This window comes from Paramicrobacterium humi (genome assembly GCF_900105715.1).
Lineage (GTDB): Bacteria > Actinomycetota > Actinomycetes > Actinomycetales > Microbacteriaceae > Paramicrobacterium > Paramicrobacterium humi.
This window is the reverse complement of record NZ_FNRY01000001.1, coordinates 69,148-85,439: the sequence shown is the minus strand read 5'-3', so window position 1 is coordinate 85,439 and position 16,292 is coordinate 69,148. Positions and strand designations below refer to the sequence as shown.

The following is a 16,292-nucleotide window of genomic DNA, read 5'->3' as shown; positions in this document are numbered from 1 at the left end:
GTCACTCGCCTCCCGACACCGGGCTGGCGCGCCGCTCCCTGATCTGCTCGACGATCCCGCTCGTCGAGTGCGACTCAACGTAGTCGAGCATGTGCACGATCCCGCCATAGCCCTGCACGACGCTCGTCTCGGCCAGCATCTCCGGGGTGTAGTCGCCGCCCTTCGCGTAGACGTCGGGTTTGATGAGCTCGAGCAGCGGAATCGGCGTGTCGGTCGAGAACACGGTCACGTAGTCGACGCACTCGAGCGCTGCCAGAACGGCGGCCCGGTCCGCGGCCGTGTTGACGGGACGATCAGGCCCCTTGAGACGTCGAACCGAAGCGTCGTCGTTGATCGCGACGACGAGCACATCCCCGAGCCGGCGCGCTTGCCGCAGCGACGTCGTATGGCCGCGGTGCACGACGTCGAAGCAGCCGTTCGTGAACACCACGCGGCGGCCCTCGGCACGGTGCCTCCCAATCGCGTCCGCCAGCGCCTCCGCGTCGATCGCCACGTCGTCCGAGGGCGAGAGCTCGGCCCGCAGGTCCCTGCTCGAGCACACCGACGTGCCGTCGCGGCGCACCACGATGTCGGCGGCGAGCTGCGCGAGATCCGCGGCGACGGGCAGCTCGAGCCCGCACGCGAGCGCGAGCGCGAGGGCCGCCGTGAACGTGTCGCCCGCTCCCGACGCCTGGCGTTCGTGCGAGGGGTGCGCGAACGTGCGGTGGCTGCTCCCGTCCTCGCCGAGCGCGATGCTGCCCTCGCGATCGAGCGTGACGACCGCCGATCGCGCGCCGCTCGCGGAAAGCAGCGCATCACGGCAGCGCAGCGCCGCGGACGCGCGATCGGTGCGCCCGAACTCCCCGCAGAGTCGGGCGAACTCCGCGGCGTTGGGGGTGACGACGTCCGGTCGCAGCACCGCCGTGCGGTCAAGGTCGTGCGCGTCGACGATGCACGGCCGCGGCCGGCGCTCGCGCGCGGCAAGATGATCGAGCACGTCGGCGCTGAGCAGTCCGCAGCCGTAGTCGCAGACCACTTCCGCGTCGGCCCAGGCGGCGAGCCGGGTAGCGGCATCCGTCACGGCCGAGACGACCGGCGCCGGATAGTCGGAGTCGTTGACGTCGTCGAGTCGCACGAGCACCTGGTCCTCGCTCACGATGCGGTTCTTTGCGATCGTGTGCGCCGCATCCGTCTCCACGATCGCGCGCGTATCCACGCCCGCGTCGTCGAGAATGCCGCGCAAGCGACGGCCGGCCTCGTCGTCGCCGATGACGCCGATCACGCACACGTCGGCACCCATCGCCGCGAGGTTGACGGCCGTGTTCGCGGCACCGCCGGCCGCGAACCGGCGCTCCGCGATCTCGACGACGGGCGCGGGCGCCTCGCGGCTCATGCGCTCGGCCTGGCCGTCCCACCAGCCGTCGAGAACGAGATCGCCGATCACGAGGATCTTGGGAGCGGCCGCCGCGAGCTCGGTGACAAGACCCGCCGTGAGCGTCGCCGTCATGACGCCACCTCCGCGCGCCCCATGTGCACGACTTTGAGCCGTGTCATCTCGTCGAGCAGCCTCGGGCCGTAGCCGAAGCCGGTCCCGCTCGCTCCGCGCGGCTCGGCGGAGCCGCCGGGTGCGCCGCCGAATACCGCGTTGACCTTCACCGTGCCGACCGGCAGCTCCGCCGCCGCCCGCTCGGCATGCGCGAGCGAATCGGTCAGCACCGTCGCAGCGAGGCCATAGCGATCGGCGGATGCCGCTGCGAGCGCGTCCTCGAAGGAGGCGACGCGCTGCACCGCCGCGATCGGCCCGAAGGTCTCCTCGCCGAACAGCGGCAAGTCGGCCGCGCAGTCCACGACGACAGTCGCGGGGTAGGCGGACCCCGGCCCGCTCGGGATCTCGCCGCCCACGAGCACGCGCGCTCCCTCTGCGACTGAGGCGGTCAGCTGCTCGTGCACCTCGCGGCGCATGCGCTCGTCGACGAGCGGGCCGAGCTCGCCGCCGTCGTTGCGTTCGCGGGCTTCGGCGCAGAGCGCCGCGATGAAGGCGTCCGCGATGTCGTCGTGCACGAAGATCCGCTCGACCGATGTGCAGATCTGCCCGCTGTTCGCGAAGCTGCCGAGCGCCGCTTGCGACGCCGCCCACGCGGCATCCACTCCCGCGTCGACGATGAGCGCGTCGTTCCCGCCGTTCTCCCGGATCACGTGGGCGCCGGTGAGCGCGGCGGCGCGGGAGATGCGCTCGCCCGTCGCCGTGGACCCCACGTGCGCGATCATCGCGACGTGCGGCTGCGAGACGAGCGCGGCGCCGGTCTCGCCGCCTCCCGTGAGCGTGCGGAGCACGTCGGCCGGGAAGACCGGCTCGAGCAGCTCGCCGAGCCGCTCGCCCACGTGCGGGCAGCGCTCGCTCGGCTTGTGCAGCACGGTGTTGCCCGTCACGAGCGCCGCGCCGACGAGTCCGCACGCGATCGCGACGGGGTCGTTCCACGGCGTGATGACGGCGACGACGCCGCGCGGCTCCGGAACGGAGTAGTCGACCGCTCCCACGGCGCCGGCGAGGCGCTCGCCCTGATGCAGAGGCCCCAGCTCGGCGTACTGCCGCAGCGTGCCGACGCCGGCGAGCACGCCGCCGCGCGCGTCATCGTAGGGCTTCCCCGTCTCGCGCTGCGTGAGGGCGGCGAGCTCGTCCGCGTGCTTCTCGAGAACCGTCGCCGCCTCGGCGAGGGCCGCTCCGCGCTCCGAGGGAGCCACGCGCGCCCACCCGGGGAACGCCGCTTCGGAGCGGCGGCACGCGTCGGCGACGGCTGTCGCGCTCGCCGCCGGGAGCGAGCCGACGGGCTCGCCCGTGCGCGGGTCGCTGATCGTGATGAGTTCGTCGTCGAGCCCGGTGCGGGCGTCGGTCACGGTCATGGAGCCTCCCTCTCGAAGTCGTGACTAGGAACTACCCACCGGGCGCCGCTTCTACACCTGGCGCGGCTAAGGGTTTGCCGAGCACCGCGAAGGGGAACAAGACCGAAGAACAGAGAAAGGCACTTGCGCGATGACACTCCCTTCCCCCGGCTCGGCGACCGCATTCGCGAACCTCGGCGACCGCTTCGAATCCGTGGAGTCCATCGCCGTGCTGCGCGGCGGCGGTCTCGGCGACCTGCTGTTCGCCGCACCCGCTCTCGAGGCGCTGCACGCGGCATACCCGCAGGCGGACATCACCGTGCTCGGGATGCCGCTGCACGCCGAGCTGCTCGGCGGCCGGTTCCCCGCGGTGGCGAGCGTCGAGGAGCTTCCCGTCGCGCCCGGCGTGCGCGACGGGACCCCGGATCCGGCCGCAGTGGAGGCGTTCTTCGCGCGGCTCTCCGGCCGCTTCGACCTCGCCGTGCAAGTGCACGGCGGCGGCCGCAACTCGAATCCGTTCCTCGCGCGGCTCGGCGCCGCCCACACTGTGGGAACCGGCACTCCCGACGCGCCGGCCCTCGAACGCACGCTGCCCTATGTCTACTACCAGCACGAAGTGCTGCGCGCCCTCGAAGTCGTCGCGCTCGCCGGAGCGGCGCCCGTCGCTCTCGAACCGCGGCTCACGCCGACGGACGAGGACCTGCGCGCGGGGACGGCGCTCACGGCGGCGCTCGACGGGCCAGTTCTGGCCGTGCATCCCGGAGCGACGGATCCGCGGCGGCGCTGGCCTGCGGAGCGCTTCGCCGAACTGGCGGCGCGCTTCGTCCGCGCAGGGGGCAGCGCGCTCGTCATCGGCGGCGTCGCCGACGTGGACGCCGTGAACGAGATCACGCGTCGCGGCTCAGCGCTCGCGGGGGCGGATGCCGAACGCATCACGTCGCGCGCGGGAGACCTCGGTCTCTCGGAGCTCGTCGGCGTGCTCGCCACGGCCGATGCGTTCCTCGGCAACGACAGCGGACCGCGGCACCTCGCCCAGGCGGTCGGCACGCCGACGGCATCCGTCTACTGGTTCGGGAATGTCGTCAACGCGAGCCCGCTCGAGCGCGGCCGCCACCGCATGCAGCTGTCGTGGACGACGCACTGCCCGGTGTGCGGCCGCGATGCGACTCAAGCGGGCTGGACCGCGGAGCGCTGCGAGCACGACGTCTCATTCGTCGACGACGTGAGCGCGGACGCCGTGTGGGACGACGTCGCGGCGATCACGGCCATGACTCCTCCTCCTCGTGGCAGATGACGAGCTCGCGCACCTCGCAGCCCTCTGGCTGCCCCAGCGCGAACAGCACGGCGTTCGCGACGGCCGTCGGGTCGTTGAGGTTCGCGTCGTCGGACGGCTTGTACTTCTCGTCCCGATCGTCGAAGAAGTGCGTGCGCATCCCCGAGGGCACGAGCGTCGTCACGCCGATCTGACCGCGCGTCTCGGCCGCGAGGGCGCGGGAGAAGCCGAGCACGCCGAACTTCGACGCGCAGTACGCCGTCGCGTCCGACACCGCCTTGAGGGCGAGACTGGAGGCGACGGTGACGACGCGGCCGCGCGAGCTCATGAGGGCGGGCAGCGCCGCCCGTACGACAGCGACGGTGCCGAGGAGGTTGACGGCGATGACGCGCTCCCACTCCTCGGCCGCGACGTCTTCGAGCCGGCCGCAACGGTCGATTCCCGCTGCCGTCACCACCGCCTCGAGGCCGCCCTGCTCCTCGACGATCGCGCGCACGCGCTCCTCGACGGCGCGGCCGTCGGAGACGTCGGCCTCGTAGGCGGTGTGGCCGCCCACGTTGCTCACGTCGCGATCGAGGATGATCGGGGCTCCTCCCGCGGCGTCGACGGCGTCGGCCACTGCGGCGCCGAGGCCGGAGCCTCCGCCGGTGATGAGAATGCGTCCGGTCAGGATGGTCGGATCTGCCATGGTGTGTCGTCCTTTCTGTGTCGAATCAGCTGACGCGCTCGATCGCGCTTGCCAGTCGGGTGGTCGAGCGGCCCGGGTGGTACGGAACCGTCACGGCGCGGCCGCCCCACTCGGCGAGGGCAGCGGCCTCGGGCAGAGAGCTTGCGCTGTAGTCGCCGCCCTTCACCCACACGTCGGGCTGCAGCCGGCGCAGCGCCGCCTCGGGAGTGTCCTCGTCGAAGACGAGCACCGCGTCGACGCACGCGAGCGACAAGAGCAGGTCGATGCGGTCCGCTTGCGTCATGATGGGACGCTCAGGTCCCTTGAGCCGCCGCACGGAGTCGTCGGAGTTGAGGCACACGACGAGGCAGTCGCCGAGATCGCGCGCGGCCGCGAGCGTGCGCGCGTGTCCCGCGTGCAGCAGGTCGAAGCAGCCGCCCGTCGCGACGACGGTGCCGCCGGCCGCTCGCGTGTCGCGTGCCACGAGGAACGCGTCCTCGACCCGGCTGCGCAGCGGCACAGACGCCGTGTCGAGGGACGCGACGCCACCGTCGCGCAAGAACCGCCCGGTCTCGGTGACGGCTCGGCCGACGGCCGCGGTGAGGTCGTCGCCTCGAGCGAGGCCAAGGGCGACGGATGCCGCGAAGCGGTCCCCTGCACCGCACGGATCCACCTCGCCGACGGCGGGAGCGGGAACGTGCACGGGAAGCGCGTCATCGCTCGTGACGACGACGCCGCGCTCGCCGACGGTGACCGCGACGGCAGCGCACTCCCAGCGGTCGCGCAGCACCCGGCCCGCCTCGAACGCGGTGTCGAGCGTGACAGGGAGCCCTGCCGAGGCGGCGGCCTCGGACAGGTTCGGCGTCACGACGGCGCTCGAGCAGACGGGTGCGGCGCCCTTCGGGTGCGGGTCCCAGACGACGGGCACCGTGCGGCCGCGTTCGGTCAGCGCGTCGCGCAATCGTTCGTTCGCGGTGAGCCCGCGTCCGTAGTCGGCGACGAGCAGGACGTCGGCGTTCGCGATCTCGGCGAGCATGGCCTCGGTCACGTCGGGGACGGGAGCGGGCTCGCAGCCCTCGTCGAGGCGCACGACGGCGTGCCCCGACGAGCTCACGCGCGTCTTGACGGGCGTGGGTGCCCCGGAGGGTCCGGCGATGACGGTGATCCCCTCGATAGCAGACCGCAGCTCGTCCGCGTTGTCGTCGTCGGAGAGAACCGTGACGAGGCGCACGTCCGTGTCGGCGGCGAGCATGGTGGCGACGAGTCCCGCGCCGCCCGCGCGGCGCGTGGCATGGCACACGTCGACGACGGGGACCGGGGCGTCGGGGCTCAAGCGCTCCGACGTTCCCGCGACATCCCGGTCGAGCAGAACATCTCCGACGACGACGATCCTCATTGTGCTCTCCGTTCTCCCGCTTCGGCGACCGCGGCATCGAAGGCGCGGCAGATGGCGTGCACGGCGACGAGCTGCGCCTCCTGCACGTTCGCTGCGGGGCCGGGAAGGCACACGCAGTCGTCGACGATGCCCGCGAGCGGGTTCGGGCGCTCGCCCGTGAGCGCCCACGTCGTGGCGCCCGAGGCCGTCGCCGCTTGCGCAGCGAGCAGCAGATTTCGGCTCGCGCCGCTCGTGGAGAGCAGCACGACGACGTCTCCGTGCCGCGCGTGGCCGGTGACCTGGCGTGCGAACACCTCGTCGTAGCCGTAGTCGTTGCCGATCGCGGTCACCGCCGACGTGTCGGCGTGCAGGGCGATCGCGGAGAACGGCCGGCGTTCGCCGTCGAACCGGCCCACGAGCTCGGCCGTGAAGTGCTGCGCTTCCGCCGCGGAGCCGCCGTTCCCCGCCGCGAGCATGCGGTTTCCGCGCATGAGGCGCGCGGCGAGCGTGCGGCCCCAGCGCTCGAGACGCCCTGACTCCGACTCGAGCGCCTCGAGCACGGGTCGAAGCGCGCTGAGGTGGCGATCGACGGGGCTGCGCGGCACTGTCTGCTCCACCGTCATGACCGCACCCCCGTGACGTGGGCGTGGCCGCTGCGGGCACCCGCGACCAGGCGATAGGTCTCGGCCGTGTCGGCGGCGATGCGGTTCCAGGAATAGCGCGACTCCACGCGCTCGCGCCCGGCCACGCCGAAGGCGCGGACCGTCGCCGGGTCGGTGACGAGGTCCGTGAGCGCGTCCGCGAGAGCCGCGGCGTCCTTCGGGGGCACGAGCCGGCCCGTCACCCCGTCGAGAACCGTGTCCGTCAGGCCGCCGACCGCCGCGGCGACGACGGGAACACCGCACGCCATCGCCTCGAGCGGCGTGATGCCGAACGGCTCGTACCAGGGGGCGCACACGACGGCGTCGGCGGAGCGCAGCATGGCCGGCATGTCCTCGCGGCTCAATTGGCCCGCGAAGACGACGCGGTCGGCGACGCCGCGTGCGACGGCGAGCTCGTGCAGGCGATGCGCCTCGGCATCCGTCATCGTCGTCTCCGCATCGCCCGGACCGCCGACGATGACGAGCTCGGCGTCGGCGTGCATGCGCGCGAGAGCCTCGATGACGGTGTCGAAGCCCTTGCGCTTGATGAGGCGCCCCACCGTGATGATCCGGTGTGCGCGACCGCGCTCGGCGACGGGACCGTCGGGCGTGAACGTGTCGAGGTCGACCCCGCACGGCGCGACGGAGATGTGCCCGGGCGGCACCCCGAGCGCCTTGAGCTCGAACGCCTCGTCGGAGCACGTCGCGATGACGCCGTCCGCCTCACGGCCGACGCGCGGCTCGAGCCACTGCCGCTCACGCGGGCTCGTGTCGTCGGCGCCCTGATGGCGGCGCTTGACGACGCCGAGGGCGTGGAACGTGTGCAGCATCGGCACGTCGAGCCTCCGGGCGGCGTCGAGGGCGGCGACGCCCGACATCCAGAAGTGGCTGTGCAGCACGTCGGGATGCGTCGCGCGCCCGTCGGCGACGACGCCGTCGGCGAGCTCGCCCATATAGGGCAGGAGCTCGTCCTTGGGGATCGGCTCGATGGGCCCCGCGTTCACGTGCACGACCTCGACGCCGGGCCCCATGGGCACGCGGTCGGGGAGGGCCGGATCATCGCGTCGCGTGTAGACGGTCACCTCGTGGCCCTGCCTGCCGAGCGCGAGGGAGAGCGCGGCGACATGCACGTTCTGTCCTCCCGCGTCGACGCCGCCGAGCACGGCGAGCGGGCTCGCGTGTTCCGAGATCATCGCAACTCTCATGGGACGGTCCTCTCTATCGGTGATGTCGATCGGCGCCGCACGCTCCCGACGACGTCGTCGAGGACGTCGCTCCAGCGGTCGAGGAACGCGGGCAGCCCGTAGTGCTCGAGCGCGAACGCGCGCGCGACCGCGCCGCGTCGCCTGGCCTCGTCGGGATCGTCGACCAGCAGCCGCGCCGCTCGCGCGAGCTCGACGACGTCGGCGGAGACGGCGCCCGCCTCGGGCGGGACCGCGCGGAACGCCTCCGTCGTGCCGAGCGTGATGACCGGCATGCCGAGGTGCATGGCCTCAAGGAGGGAGAGGCCGAGCGAGGTCCACCGGGTCGTGTGCAGGTAGGCGCGGCGCCTCGCGAGCTCGGCGTGCAGCGTCTTCGTCGGCAGATCGCCGGCCCACGTGATGCGATCCGCGTGCGCGGGAAGCAGCTCGGTCAGATCGTCGCCGCCCATGCCGAACACGTCGACGGGCGAGACCCGGGCGAAGTCAGGGAGCAGATCGGTGCCGCTCACGCGCGCCCGGCGCACGGGCTCGTTGATGACGGCGCCGAAGCGCTCGAGCTCACCCGTGTACAGCGGTCCCGGATCGGGCACGCCGTGCTCGATCACGAGGGACGGCGCGCGGCCCGTGTCCCACATGAGCGCGTTGAAGTGAGTGACGTGCACGATCGTGATGTCGGAGCGATCGGCGAGCGGGTGCACCGAATGCGGCACGTCGCCCTTCGGCGTGTTGTGCTCGACGAAGACGGCGGCGACGTCGCGACCGAGGCGACGGCCGAGCCACTGCTCGGCGAACTCGAGCTCCTCGAGTCGCTGCAGCACGACGACGTCGACGTCGGCGTCCGCGAGCTCGTCGGGTGAGACTTCGATCGCGGTGTCGGGCCAATCGCGACCCGCCCGGCCGAGCCCGAACGGCCCGTGGTCCGGTGTCGTCGGCAGCAGGTAGCGGTGCTCGCCGCGCACGAACGCGTCGGCCCAACCACCATGGGCATGCCAGAAGAGGATGTTCACAGCAGCGCTCCTTCCGACTCGGCGATGAGGCTCTCGCACGCGTCGGCGACCTCGCTCGGCTGCACGCTCGCGAGACACGGGTGCCCGGCGATCGGACAGTCGCGGGCGCGGCTGCCGCGGCACGCGGCATCCTGATCGCCGAGCACGACGCACGGCACGCGCCACGGCGCCCACCGCGCGGCGGGGACGACGGGCGAGAACAGGCTCACGACGGGCACGCCGACCGCGGCGGCGAGGTGCGCGGGCCCCGTGTTGCCGACGATCACGGCGTCGGCGCCCGCGAGCACGGCCGCGAGCTCCCGCAGATCGGTGCGCCCGCCGATGTCGATTCCGTGGCGGCCCGCGACGCGCGCGGTCAGCGCGGTCTCGGCCGGCGTCCCCGTGACGACGACAGTGTTTCCGCGCCTCGCGAGCTCGGCCACGAGCCGCTCGTGGTGCGCGGCGGGCCACTCGCGCGCGGGCACGGACGCGCCGGGGTGGACGACGACGTAGCGGCCCTCCGGCGCCGCCGAGGAGCGCTCGGGGATGCCGGTCAGGGCGAGCCGATCGTCGGCGGGAGCGGCGAATCCGGCGGCCGCGGCGATGCGCAGCGCGCGGATCGCCTCGGGCTGGTCCTCGGGGAAGTCCTCGCCGGGCTTGAGCCGCACGTCGAGGAGCGAGCCCGCGTAGTCGACGGAGGCGCCCGTGATGCGCGGCACCCCGGCGAGGCGGAGCAGCGCGGCGAGCGGAAGGGGCGACTGGTGGAAGGAGGTCAGGATCACGGCCGCATCCGGTCGGCAGTCGTCGAGGACGGTGAGAAGCTCGCGCGCGCTCTCCGGAGTGAACGCGGGCGCCGGGGACACGATCCACGGGGCGGCCCACGTGAGCACGCGGTCGACGCCGGGCAGCAGCGCGGCGGCCGGCGCGCCCTGAGGGCCGCACAGCATCCACACCTCGTCGGCCCCTGCGGCGACGGCGCGCACGGCCGGACCGGAGAGGAGAACATCGCCGACGCTGTCGAGCCGCGCCACGAGCACACGCATCAGCGGTCTCTCCTCGGCAGCAGCGCGGTGACCGCCTCGTCGATAGTCGCCGCCACCTCGCGGGCGGACGCGACCTCGGCCGGAAGCGTGACGGGAGTGGGCACGAGGATGCCGCGGGCGCCCGCCGCCGCGGCGGCCTCCATGTCGCTGCCGATGTCGCCGATCACGGCCACACGGTCAGGGTCGAGGCCGAGATCCCGCGCGGCATCCGTGATGAGACCGGGGAGCGGCTTGCGGCAGCGACACGCGTCGTCGGGACCATGCGGGCAGACCTGCCACGCATCGAAGGGACCAAGCAGCTCCTCGACGCGGCGGTTGACGGCATCCACCTGCTCTTTCGTGATGATGCCGCGGGCGATGCCGGACTGGTTCGTGACGACGCCGAGGCGCACGCCCGCGGCCCGCAGCCTGTCGAGCGCCGTGCGCACCGTCGGCATCGGCACGACGGCCTCGGGGTCGCCGTTGTACGGCACGTTCACGATGAGCGTGTCGTCGCGGTCGAACAGCACGGCGGCCGGTGCGGTGAGTGACGTCATTCCTGCTTCTTTCCCGAGGCGGCCGACAGGCAAACCCGGTTTGTCGCATGCTCTGCTTCTTCTCAGGCTTCTGCGCGGCGTACTTGGCACAACGGCGTCGCTTCTGTGAAAGTGAGGGACGTGACCGACGCCGCGCCTGACGCTCCCGAACTGCTCGTTCTCCGCGCCCTGAAGCTCGGTGACCTGCTCGTCGCCGTTCCCGCGATCCACGCCGTGCGGCGTGCGCGGCCGGAGCACCGGCTCATTCTCGCGATGCCGGAGTGGCTGCGACCGATCGTGGAGCTTGTCGGAGGAGTCGACGCGCTGCATCCGACACCGGGTCTCGACGAGCTCCTGCCGATCGCGCCGGGACGCATCGACACCGCCATCAACATGCACGGGAACGGACCGGAGAGTCGAGGCGTCATAACCGCGCTGCGCGCGCGCAGCGTCGTCTCGCACGACGGTGACGGCCCCGTCTGGCTCGACGGCATCCTCGAGAGGCGACGCTGGGTTCGCCTCGTCGAGGCGTTCGGGATGCCGGGCGACCCCGACGACGTCGCGATCGAGCGACCCGTCGTGGCCGCGCCCGTGAGCGGCGCCGCTGTCGTGCACGTCGGCGCGTTCTACGGTTCCCGCAGATGGCCGGTCTCCCGGTTCGCCCGGGTCGCGGAGGCTCTCGCGAGCGATGGTCGGCAGGTCGTCTTCACCGGCAGTGAGGCCGAGCGACCGCGCGCTCTCGAGGTCGCGCGGCGCGCCGGGTTCTCCGACGAGAGCGTGCTCGCGGGACGGATGCGCCTCGACGAGTTCGCCGCAGAGATCGCCGACGCCGAGCTCGTAGTCTCCGCCGACACGGGGGCGGCGCACCTCGCGTCCGCCTACGGCATCCCCTCGGTCGTGCTCTTCGGCCCCGCGCCGCCCGAGGAGTGGGGTCCGCCTCCCGGCCCGCACATCGTGCTGACCGACGCTTCCGCTCGGCGCGGTGAGACGTTCTCGGCCGAGCCTGACCCCGCGCTTCTCGCCGTCACGGTCGCCGACGTCCTCGCGGCTGTCGCGGATCTCCCGCGACAGCGTCGGTAGAACACGCCGCACGTGCGTCACGCGCTGCGGCGCTCGCCGTCGCGGTCGTCGACGACCGGCCGGAGTGACACCACGGGGCTCGCCTCGGACAGCGCGGCTCGGAGCTCCTGGAGAGTGCGCGTGAGAAGGCGCGAGACCTGCATCTGGGTGACGCCGACGACCTCTGAGATCTCCTGCTGCGTCATCTCACGGTAGAAGCGCAAGTACACGATGTGCCGCTCCCGCGGGGCGAGCCGCTTGAGAGCAGGAGCGAGCATCGCGCGCACGTCGGCCCGGTCGAACAGCCGGCCGGTGTCGGCGAGAAACGCGCCGATCGGGTCGCCGTCGTCGTGCGTCGGAGAGTCGAGAGAAACGGGACGCATGCTGTTTCCCGCGTCGAGCGCTTCGCGCACTTGGGAGCGACTCACGTCGAGAGACGCGGCGAAATCTTCGGGTAGCGGGTCCCGGCGCAGCTGCTGCGCGAGCCGGTCGCTCGATTTCGCGATGCGCAGGCGAAGCTCCTGCACTCGCCGCGGCGGGCGGACCATCCAGCCCTTGTCCCGCAAATGGCGCTTGAGTTCACCCGTGATGGTCGGCACGGCGAAGGACACGAAGTCATCGCCCCGGTCAGGGTCGAAGCGGCGCGCCGCCTTCACCAGCCCGAGGAACGCAACCTGCCGGAGATCGTCGATGTCGCGGTAGCCGCCCGTGAAACGGCGGGCGATCGCCTCCGCGACGTCCAGGTGCGAGACCACTTGCGCGTTCGACCGGTCCAGCACGTTGCGTTCCGATGCTTCAGCCGTGGGAACAGGAACCGACGGCATTGCGGTGACGACAGTCAAGATTCCACCCCGTTCTCTTGCAGAGCCGCGTCGACGATCCTGGATGTCGACGGGAAGTACAGTCCTCACCGAATCACCGCTTCTACTACTGCTCAACCCCTTGTGAGAAGTGCGGAGGTCGAGTAGGCGCGTGTGCCCCGTGCAGGGGGCAAGTGGTGTTCGCGCGAACTCGCCGTCCACCCCGTCGTGTCAGGGACGGCGCATAGAATGCTCGAGTGAAACTTCAGGGCCTCACCCATGCGCTCGCACGGGACTCCAGCTTCGCGACGGCCCTCAGCTACTCGGCGCAGGACGCCGACTTCTCGGTGACGGACGGTGCGCGGCTTCCGCTTCTCGCTGCGCTCGTCGAGCGGCGACGCGCCGCGGGCCTCCCGCCGGCGGTTCTCGTCGTCACAGCGACGGGTCGCGACTCGGAGAGCATTCAGCAGTCGCTGCCGAGCCTCCTTCCCGACGCGGAGATCGTGCCGTTTCCCGCGTGGGAGACGCTGCCGCACGAGCGGCTCAGCCCGAGCTCGGAGATCGTCGGCAAGCGCATCGACGCTCTCTGGCGCATGTCGACGTGGCAGGGTGAGAAGCCGCTCGTGATTGTCGCTTCGGTGCGTGCGGCGCTCCAGCCGATCGCCGGCGACCTCACCGCGATCGAACCCGTCACGCTTCGCGTGGGCAGCCGCGGCCACGACCTCGGCGCGGTGACGACCGCCCTCATCGACCTCGCCTACACGCGCGTCGACCTCGTCTCCCGGCGCGGGGAGTTCGCCGTGCGCGGCGGCATTCTCGACGTCTTCCCGACGACGGCGGAACACCCCGTGCGCGTCGACTTCTTCGGGGACGAGGTCGACCAGATCCGGCCGTTCTCCGTCGCCGACCAGCGCTCGAGCACCGAGACCATCGAGTCCGTCAGCCTCCTGCCTGCGCGGGAGCTGCTGCTCTCGCCGAGCGTCCGGCAGCGCGCCGCGGAGATGATGCCCGAGTTCCCGAACCTCTCGACGATGCTCGAGAAGATCGCGCAGGGAATCCCCGTCGAAGGGATGGAGTCGCTCGCACCGGCTCTGCTCGAGCGTCTCGTCACGATCGAGCACTACCTCCCGGCGGGCACGGGTGTGGCGGTCATGTCGCCTGAGCGCGTCGCCAACCGTGCGATCAGCCTTTCGGAGACGAACCGGGAGTTCCTCGAGGCCGCGTGGAGCGCGGCGACGGCCGGCGCCCAGACGCCCATCGATCTCGGGAGCGGCGAGTTCATCAGCCTGAGCGAGCTGAAGGACGCCGTCAAGTTCTCTCGACCGGGCGAGACGAAGGCAGAGCAGCCGTGGTGGACGTTCAGCCCCTTCCAGCAGGGGCCCGAGGTGCTGCCGGAAGAGCTCGAGCTCGAGGAGATCATGGCCGTGCGCGTCGCTGCCGACGCTGTGCCGAGCTTCCAGGGCAACGTCGACGGCGCCATCGAGCACGTCGACGAAAGACGGCGCGCCGACTGGACGGTCCTCGTGGCCGCGCAGGGGCAGGGCCTCGTCGAGCGCGCCCTCGACGTGCTGAGTGAGCGCGGCATTCCCGCGCGCATCGTCGAGGAATTCCCGGACGAGCCCGACGCGGGCGTCGTCTACCTCGTGCACGCCGTGATCGAGAGCGGCTTCGAGCTGCCGGAGATCCAGCTCGCCGTTCTCGGCGAGGCCGAGTTCTACGGCCGCGCGGTCGGCTATGATTCACGCGCCGTCAAGAAGCTCGCGACACGGCGCAAGAACGTCGTCGACCCGCTGCAGCTGAAGGCCGGCGACCACGTCGTGCACCAGACGCACGGCATCGGCCGGTTCGTTGAGATGACGAAGCGCGAAGTCTCGAGCGGCGGACGGCACCCGGTGAAGACGGTGCGCGAGTACCTCGTTCTCGAGTACGCGCCCTCGAAGCGCGGGTACCCGGGCGACAAGCTTCTCGTGCCGACCGACCAGCTCGACCTGCTCACGCGCTACGTAGGCGGCGAGTCCCCGCAGCTGTCGAAGATGGGCGGAAGCGACTGGTCTCAGGCCAAGAGTCGCGCACGGAAGGCCGTGCGCGACATCGCGGTCGAGCTCGTCAAGCTCTACGCCGCCCGCATGGCGTCGAAGGGCCACGCGTTCGGGCAGGACACGCCGTGGCAGCGCGAACTCGAGGACGCGTTCCCGTTCGCCGAGACGCCCGATCAGCTGACCACGATCGACGAAGTCAAGCGCGACATGGAGCGTCCGATCCCGATGGATCGCCTGCTGTCGGGCGATGTGGGCTTCGGCAAAACCGAAGTGGCCGTGCGCGCCGCGTTCAAGGCGATCCAGGACGGCAAGCAAGTCGCCATGCTCGTGCCCACGACGCTGCTCGTCAAGCAGCACGCCGAGACATTCCAGGAGCGCTTCGCCGGGTTCCCGGTGCACTTGCGCGCGCTCAGCCGTTTCCAGACCGACAAGGAAGCCCGCGAGGTCATCGACGGGCTCGCTCTCGGCACGGTCGACATGGTCATCGGAACCCACCGGCTGCTGTCCGACAGCGTGCTGTTCAAAGACCTCGGTCTCGTCATCGTCGACGAGGAGCAGCGATTCGGCGTCGAGCACAAGGACGCGCTGAAGAAGCTCAAGACGAACGTGGATGTGCTCGCGATGAGCGCGACGCCGATTCCGCGCACGCTCGAGATGGCTGTCACCGGAATCCGGGAGATGTCCACACTCGCGACGCCGCCCGAGGAGCGGCATCCGATTCTGAGTTTCGTCGGCCCCGACAACGACAAGCAAGTCGCCGCGGCGATCCGGCGGGAGCTGCTGCGCGAGGGGCAGGTGTTCTTCGTGCACAACCGCGTGTCGAGCATCAATCGCGTCGCCTCACACCTCGCCGAGCTCGTGCCCGAGGCGCGCATCGCCATCGCGCACGGCAAGCTCTCGGAGTCGACGCTCGAGCAGGTCGTCGTGGACTTCTGGGAGCGCCGGTTCGACGTGCTCGTGTGCACGACGATCATCGAGACGGGGCTTGACATCCAGAACGCGAACACGATCATCATCGATCGCGCCGACAAGTACGGGCTGAGCCAGCTGCACCAGCTTCGCGGGCGCGTCGGCCGCGGCCGGGAGCGCGCCTACGCGTACTTCCTCTACGACGGCACCAAGCCGCTCTCGGAGACTGCGCAGGACCGGCTCGAGACGATCGCGGCGAACAACGAGCTCGGCAGCGGAATGCAAGTGGCGCTCAAGGACCTCGAGATCCGCGGAGCGGGAAACCTGCTCGGCGGGGAGCAGGCCGGACACATCGCCGGCGTCGGCTTCGACCTGTACTTGCGGATGATCGGCGAGGCCGTGTCGACATTCCGCGGAGACGTCGCCGAAGGGCAGACCGAGCTGCGACTCGAGCTGCCCGTCGACGCGCACATCCCCGAGGACTACATCGACAGCGAGCGGCTGCGACTCGAGGCCTACCAGAAGCTCTCCGCGGCCGCGGCGCCGACTGCCGCCGACGACCAGATCGGGCTCGTCATCGACGAGCTCACCGACCGCTACGGGCCCCTGCCGGAGCGAGTCGCAGCGCTCGTCGAGGTGACGAAGCTGCGCCAGCGCGCACAGCGATCGAACCTCAGCGACCTCGTCGCGATGGGAAGCAATCTGCGGCTGGCGCCCGTGGACCTGCCCGACTCGATCCAAGCGCGCCTTCGGCGCATGTACCCGAAGGCCAAACTGCTGTCGCAGGCGAACGCCCTCGTGGTGCCCATGCCGCAGCCGAACGGCGAGCCCATGCCCGACGCCGAGCTCATCCAGTGGGTGCGACAGCTGCTCGACGCGATCCTCCCGCTGAAGGAGCGTGAGCCGGCGACCTCGACGAGCTGA

At 71.5% G+C, this 16,292-nt stretch carries 13 protein-coding genes; 3 read left to right on the top strand and 10 right to left on the bottom strand.

Features of this window, described 5'->3' with window-relative positions:
• Nucleotide 1: 1 nt before the first annotated feature.
• Both rfaE2 and BLV49_RS00440 read right to left on the bottom strand, forming a co-directional pair.
• On the bottom strand, nt 2-1,486 hold the full coding sequence (gene rfaE2 / locus BLV49_RS00445) for a D-glycero-beta-D-manno-heptose 1-phosphate adenylyltransferase (RefSeq protein WP_091178774.1): 1,485 nt from the start codon (nt 1,484-1,486) through the stop codon (nt 2-4).
• Nucleotides 1,483-2,880 carry an aldehyde dehydrogenase family protein gene (locus BLV49_RS00440; RefSeq protein ID WP_091178772.1) on the bottom strand — a complete coding sequence of 466 codons (1,398 nt, stop codon included), beginning with the start codon at nt 2,878-2,880 and terminating at the stop codon, nt 1,483-1,485. The genes rfaE2 and BLV49_RS00440 overlap by 4 nt, the downstream gene beginning before the upstream one ends.
• A gap of 130 nt (nt 2,881-3,010) precedes the next feature.
• On the opposite strand from BLV49_RS00440, the gene BLV49_RS00435 reads away from it, so the two are divergent.
• The gene (locus BLV49_RS00435) at nt 3,011-4,153 is read left to right on the top strand and encodes a glycosyltransferase family 9 protein (protein ID WP_091178770.1); all 1,143 of its coding nucleotides are present in this window, start codon (nt 3,011-3,013) and stop codon (nt 4,151-4,153) included.
• Here BLV49_RS00435 and BLV49_RS00430 read toward each other — a convergent pair.
• Genes BLV49_RS00430 through BLV49_RS00400 form a run of 7 tightly spaced genes read right to left on the bottom strand, consistent with a single transcriptional unit; the run spans nt 4,119 to nt 10,582 of the window.
• A complete protein-coding gene (locus BLV49_RS00430) occupies nt 4,119-4,820 on the bottom strand; it encodes an SDR family oxidoreductase (protein ID WP_091178768.1) in 702 nt (233 codons plus the stop codon). The genes BLV49_RS00435 and BLV49_RS00430 overlap by 35 nt on opposite strands.
• A gap of 25 nt (nt 4,821-4,845) precedes the next feature.
• On the bottom strand, nt 4,846-6,195 hold the full coding sequence (locus tag BLV49_RS00425; protein ID WP_091178766.1) for a PfkB family carbohydrate kinase: 1,350 nt from the start codon (nt 6,193-6,195) through the stop codon (nt 4,846-4,848).
• Complete coding sequence (locus tag BLV49_RS00420; protein ID WP_091178764.1) at nt 6,192-6,797, bottom strand: D-sedoheptulose-7-phosphate isomerase; 606 nt, start codon at nt 6,795-6,797, stop codon at nt 6,192-6,194. The genes BLV49_RS00425 and BLV49_RS00420 overlap by 4 nt, the downstream gene beginning before the upstream one ends.
• Nucleotides 6,794-8,020, bottom strand: coding sequence for a glycosyltransferase (locus BLV49_RS00415; RefSeq protein ID WP_091178762.1), 1,227 nt, complete (start codon nt 8,018-8,020; stop codon nt 6,794-6,796). The genes BLV49_RS00420 and BLV49_RS00415 overlap by 4 nt, the downstream gene beginning before the upstream one ends.
• Nucleotides 8,017-9,024 (bottom strand): glycosyltransferase, encoded by a 1,008-nt coding sequence (locus BLV49_RS00410; protein ID WP_091178760.1) that lies wholly within the window; start codon nt 9,022-9,024, stop codon nt 8,017-8,019. The genes BLV49_RS00415 and BLV49_RS00410 overlap by 4 nt, the downstream gene beginning before the upstream one ends.
• The gene (locus BLV49_RS00405) at nt 9,021-10,049 is read right to left on the bottom strand and encodes a glycosyltransferase family 9 protein (protein WP_091178758.1); all 1,029 of its coding nucleotides are present in this window, start codon (nt 10,047-10,049) and stop codon (nt 9,021-9,023) included. The genes BLV49_RS00410 and BLV49_RS00405 overlap by 4 nt, the downstream gene beginning before the upstream one ends.
• Complete coding sequence (locus BLV49_RS00400) at nt 10,046-10,582, bottom strand: D-glycero-alpha-D-manno-heptose-1,7-bisphosphate 7-phosphatase (protein ID WP_091178757.1); 537 nt, start codon at nt 10,580-10,582, stop codon at nt 10,046-10,048. The genes BLV49_RS00405 and BLV49_RS00400 overlap by 4 nt, the downstream gene beginning before the upstream one ends.
• Before the next feature lie 120 nt (nt 10,583-10,702).
• On the opposite strand from BLV49_RS00400, the gene BLV49_RS00395 reads away from it, so the two are divergent.
• Nucleotides 10,703-11,641, top strand: a complete 939-nt coding sequence (locus BLV49_RS00395) for a glycosyltransferase family 9 protein (protein WP_245723477.1) — start codon at nt 10,703-10,705, stop codon at nt 11,639-11,641.
• A gap of 17 nt (nt 11,642-11,658) precedes the next feature.
• Here the strand turns inward: BLV49_RS00395 and BLV49_RS00390 are convergent, their stop codons facing one another.
• Nucleotides 11,659-12,399, bottom strand: coding sequence for a sigma-70 family RNA polymerase sigma factor (locus tag BLV49_RS00390; protein WP_176980675.1), 741 nt, complete (start codon nt 12,397-12,399; stop codon nt 11,659-11,661).
• A gap of 278 nt (nt 12,400-12,677) precedes the next feature.
• Here BLV49_RS00390 and mfd point away from each other — a divergent pair, with 278 nt between their 5' ends.
• Nucleotides 12,678-16,292: a transcription-repair coupling factor gene (gene mfd, locus BLV49_RS00385; protein WP_091178749.1), complete on the top strand. Its 3,615-nt coding sequence runs from the start codon at nt 12,678-12,680 to the stop codon at nt 16,290-16,292.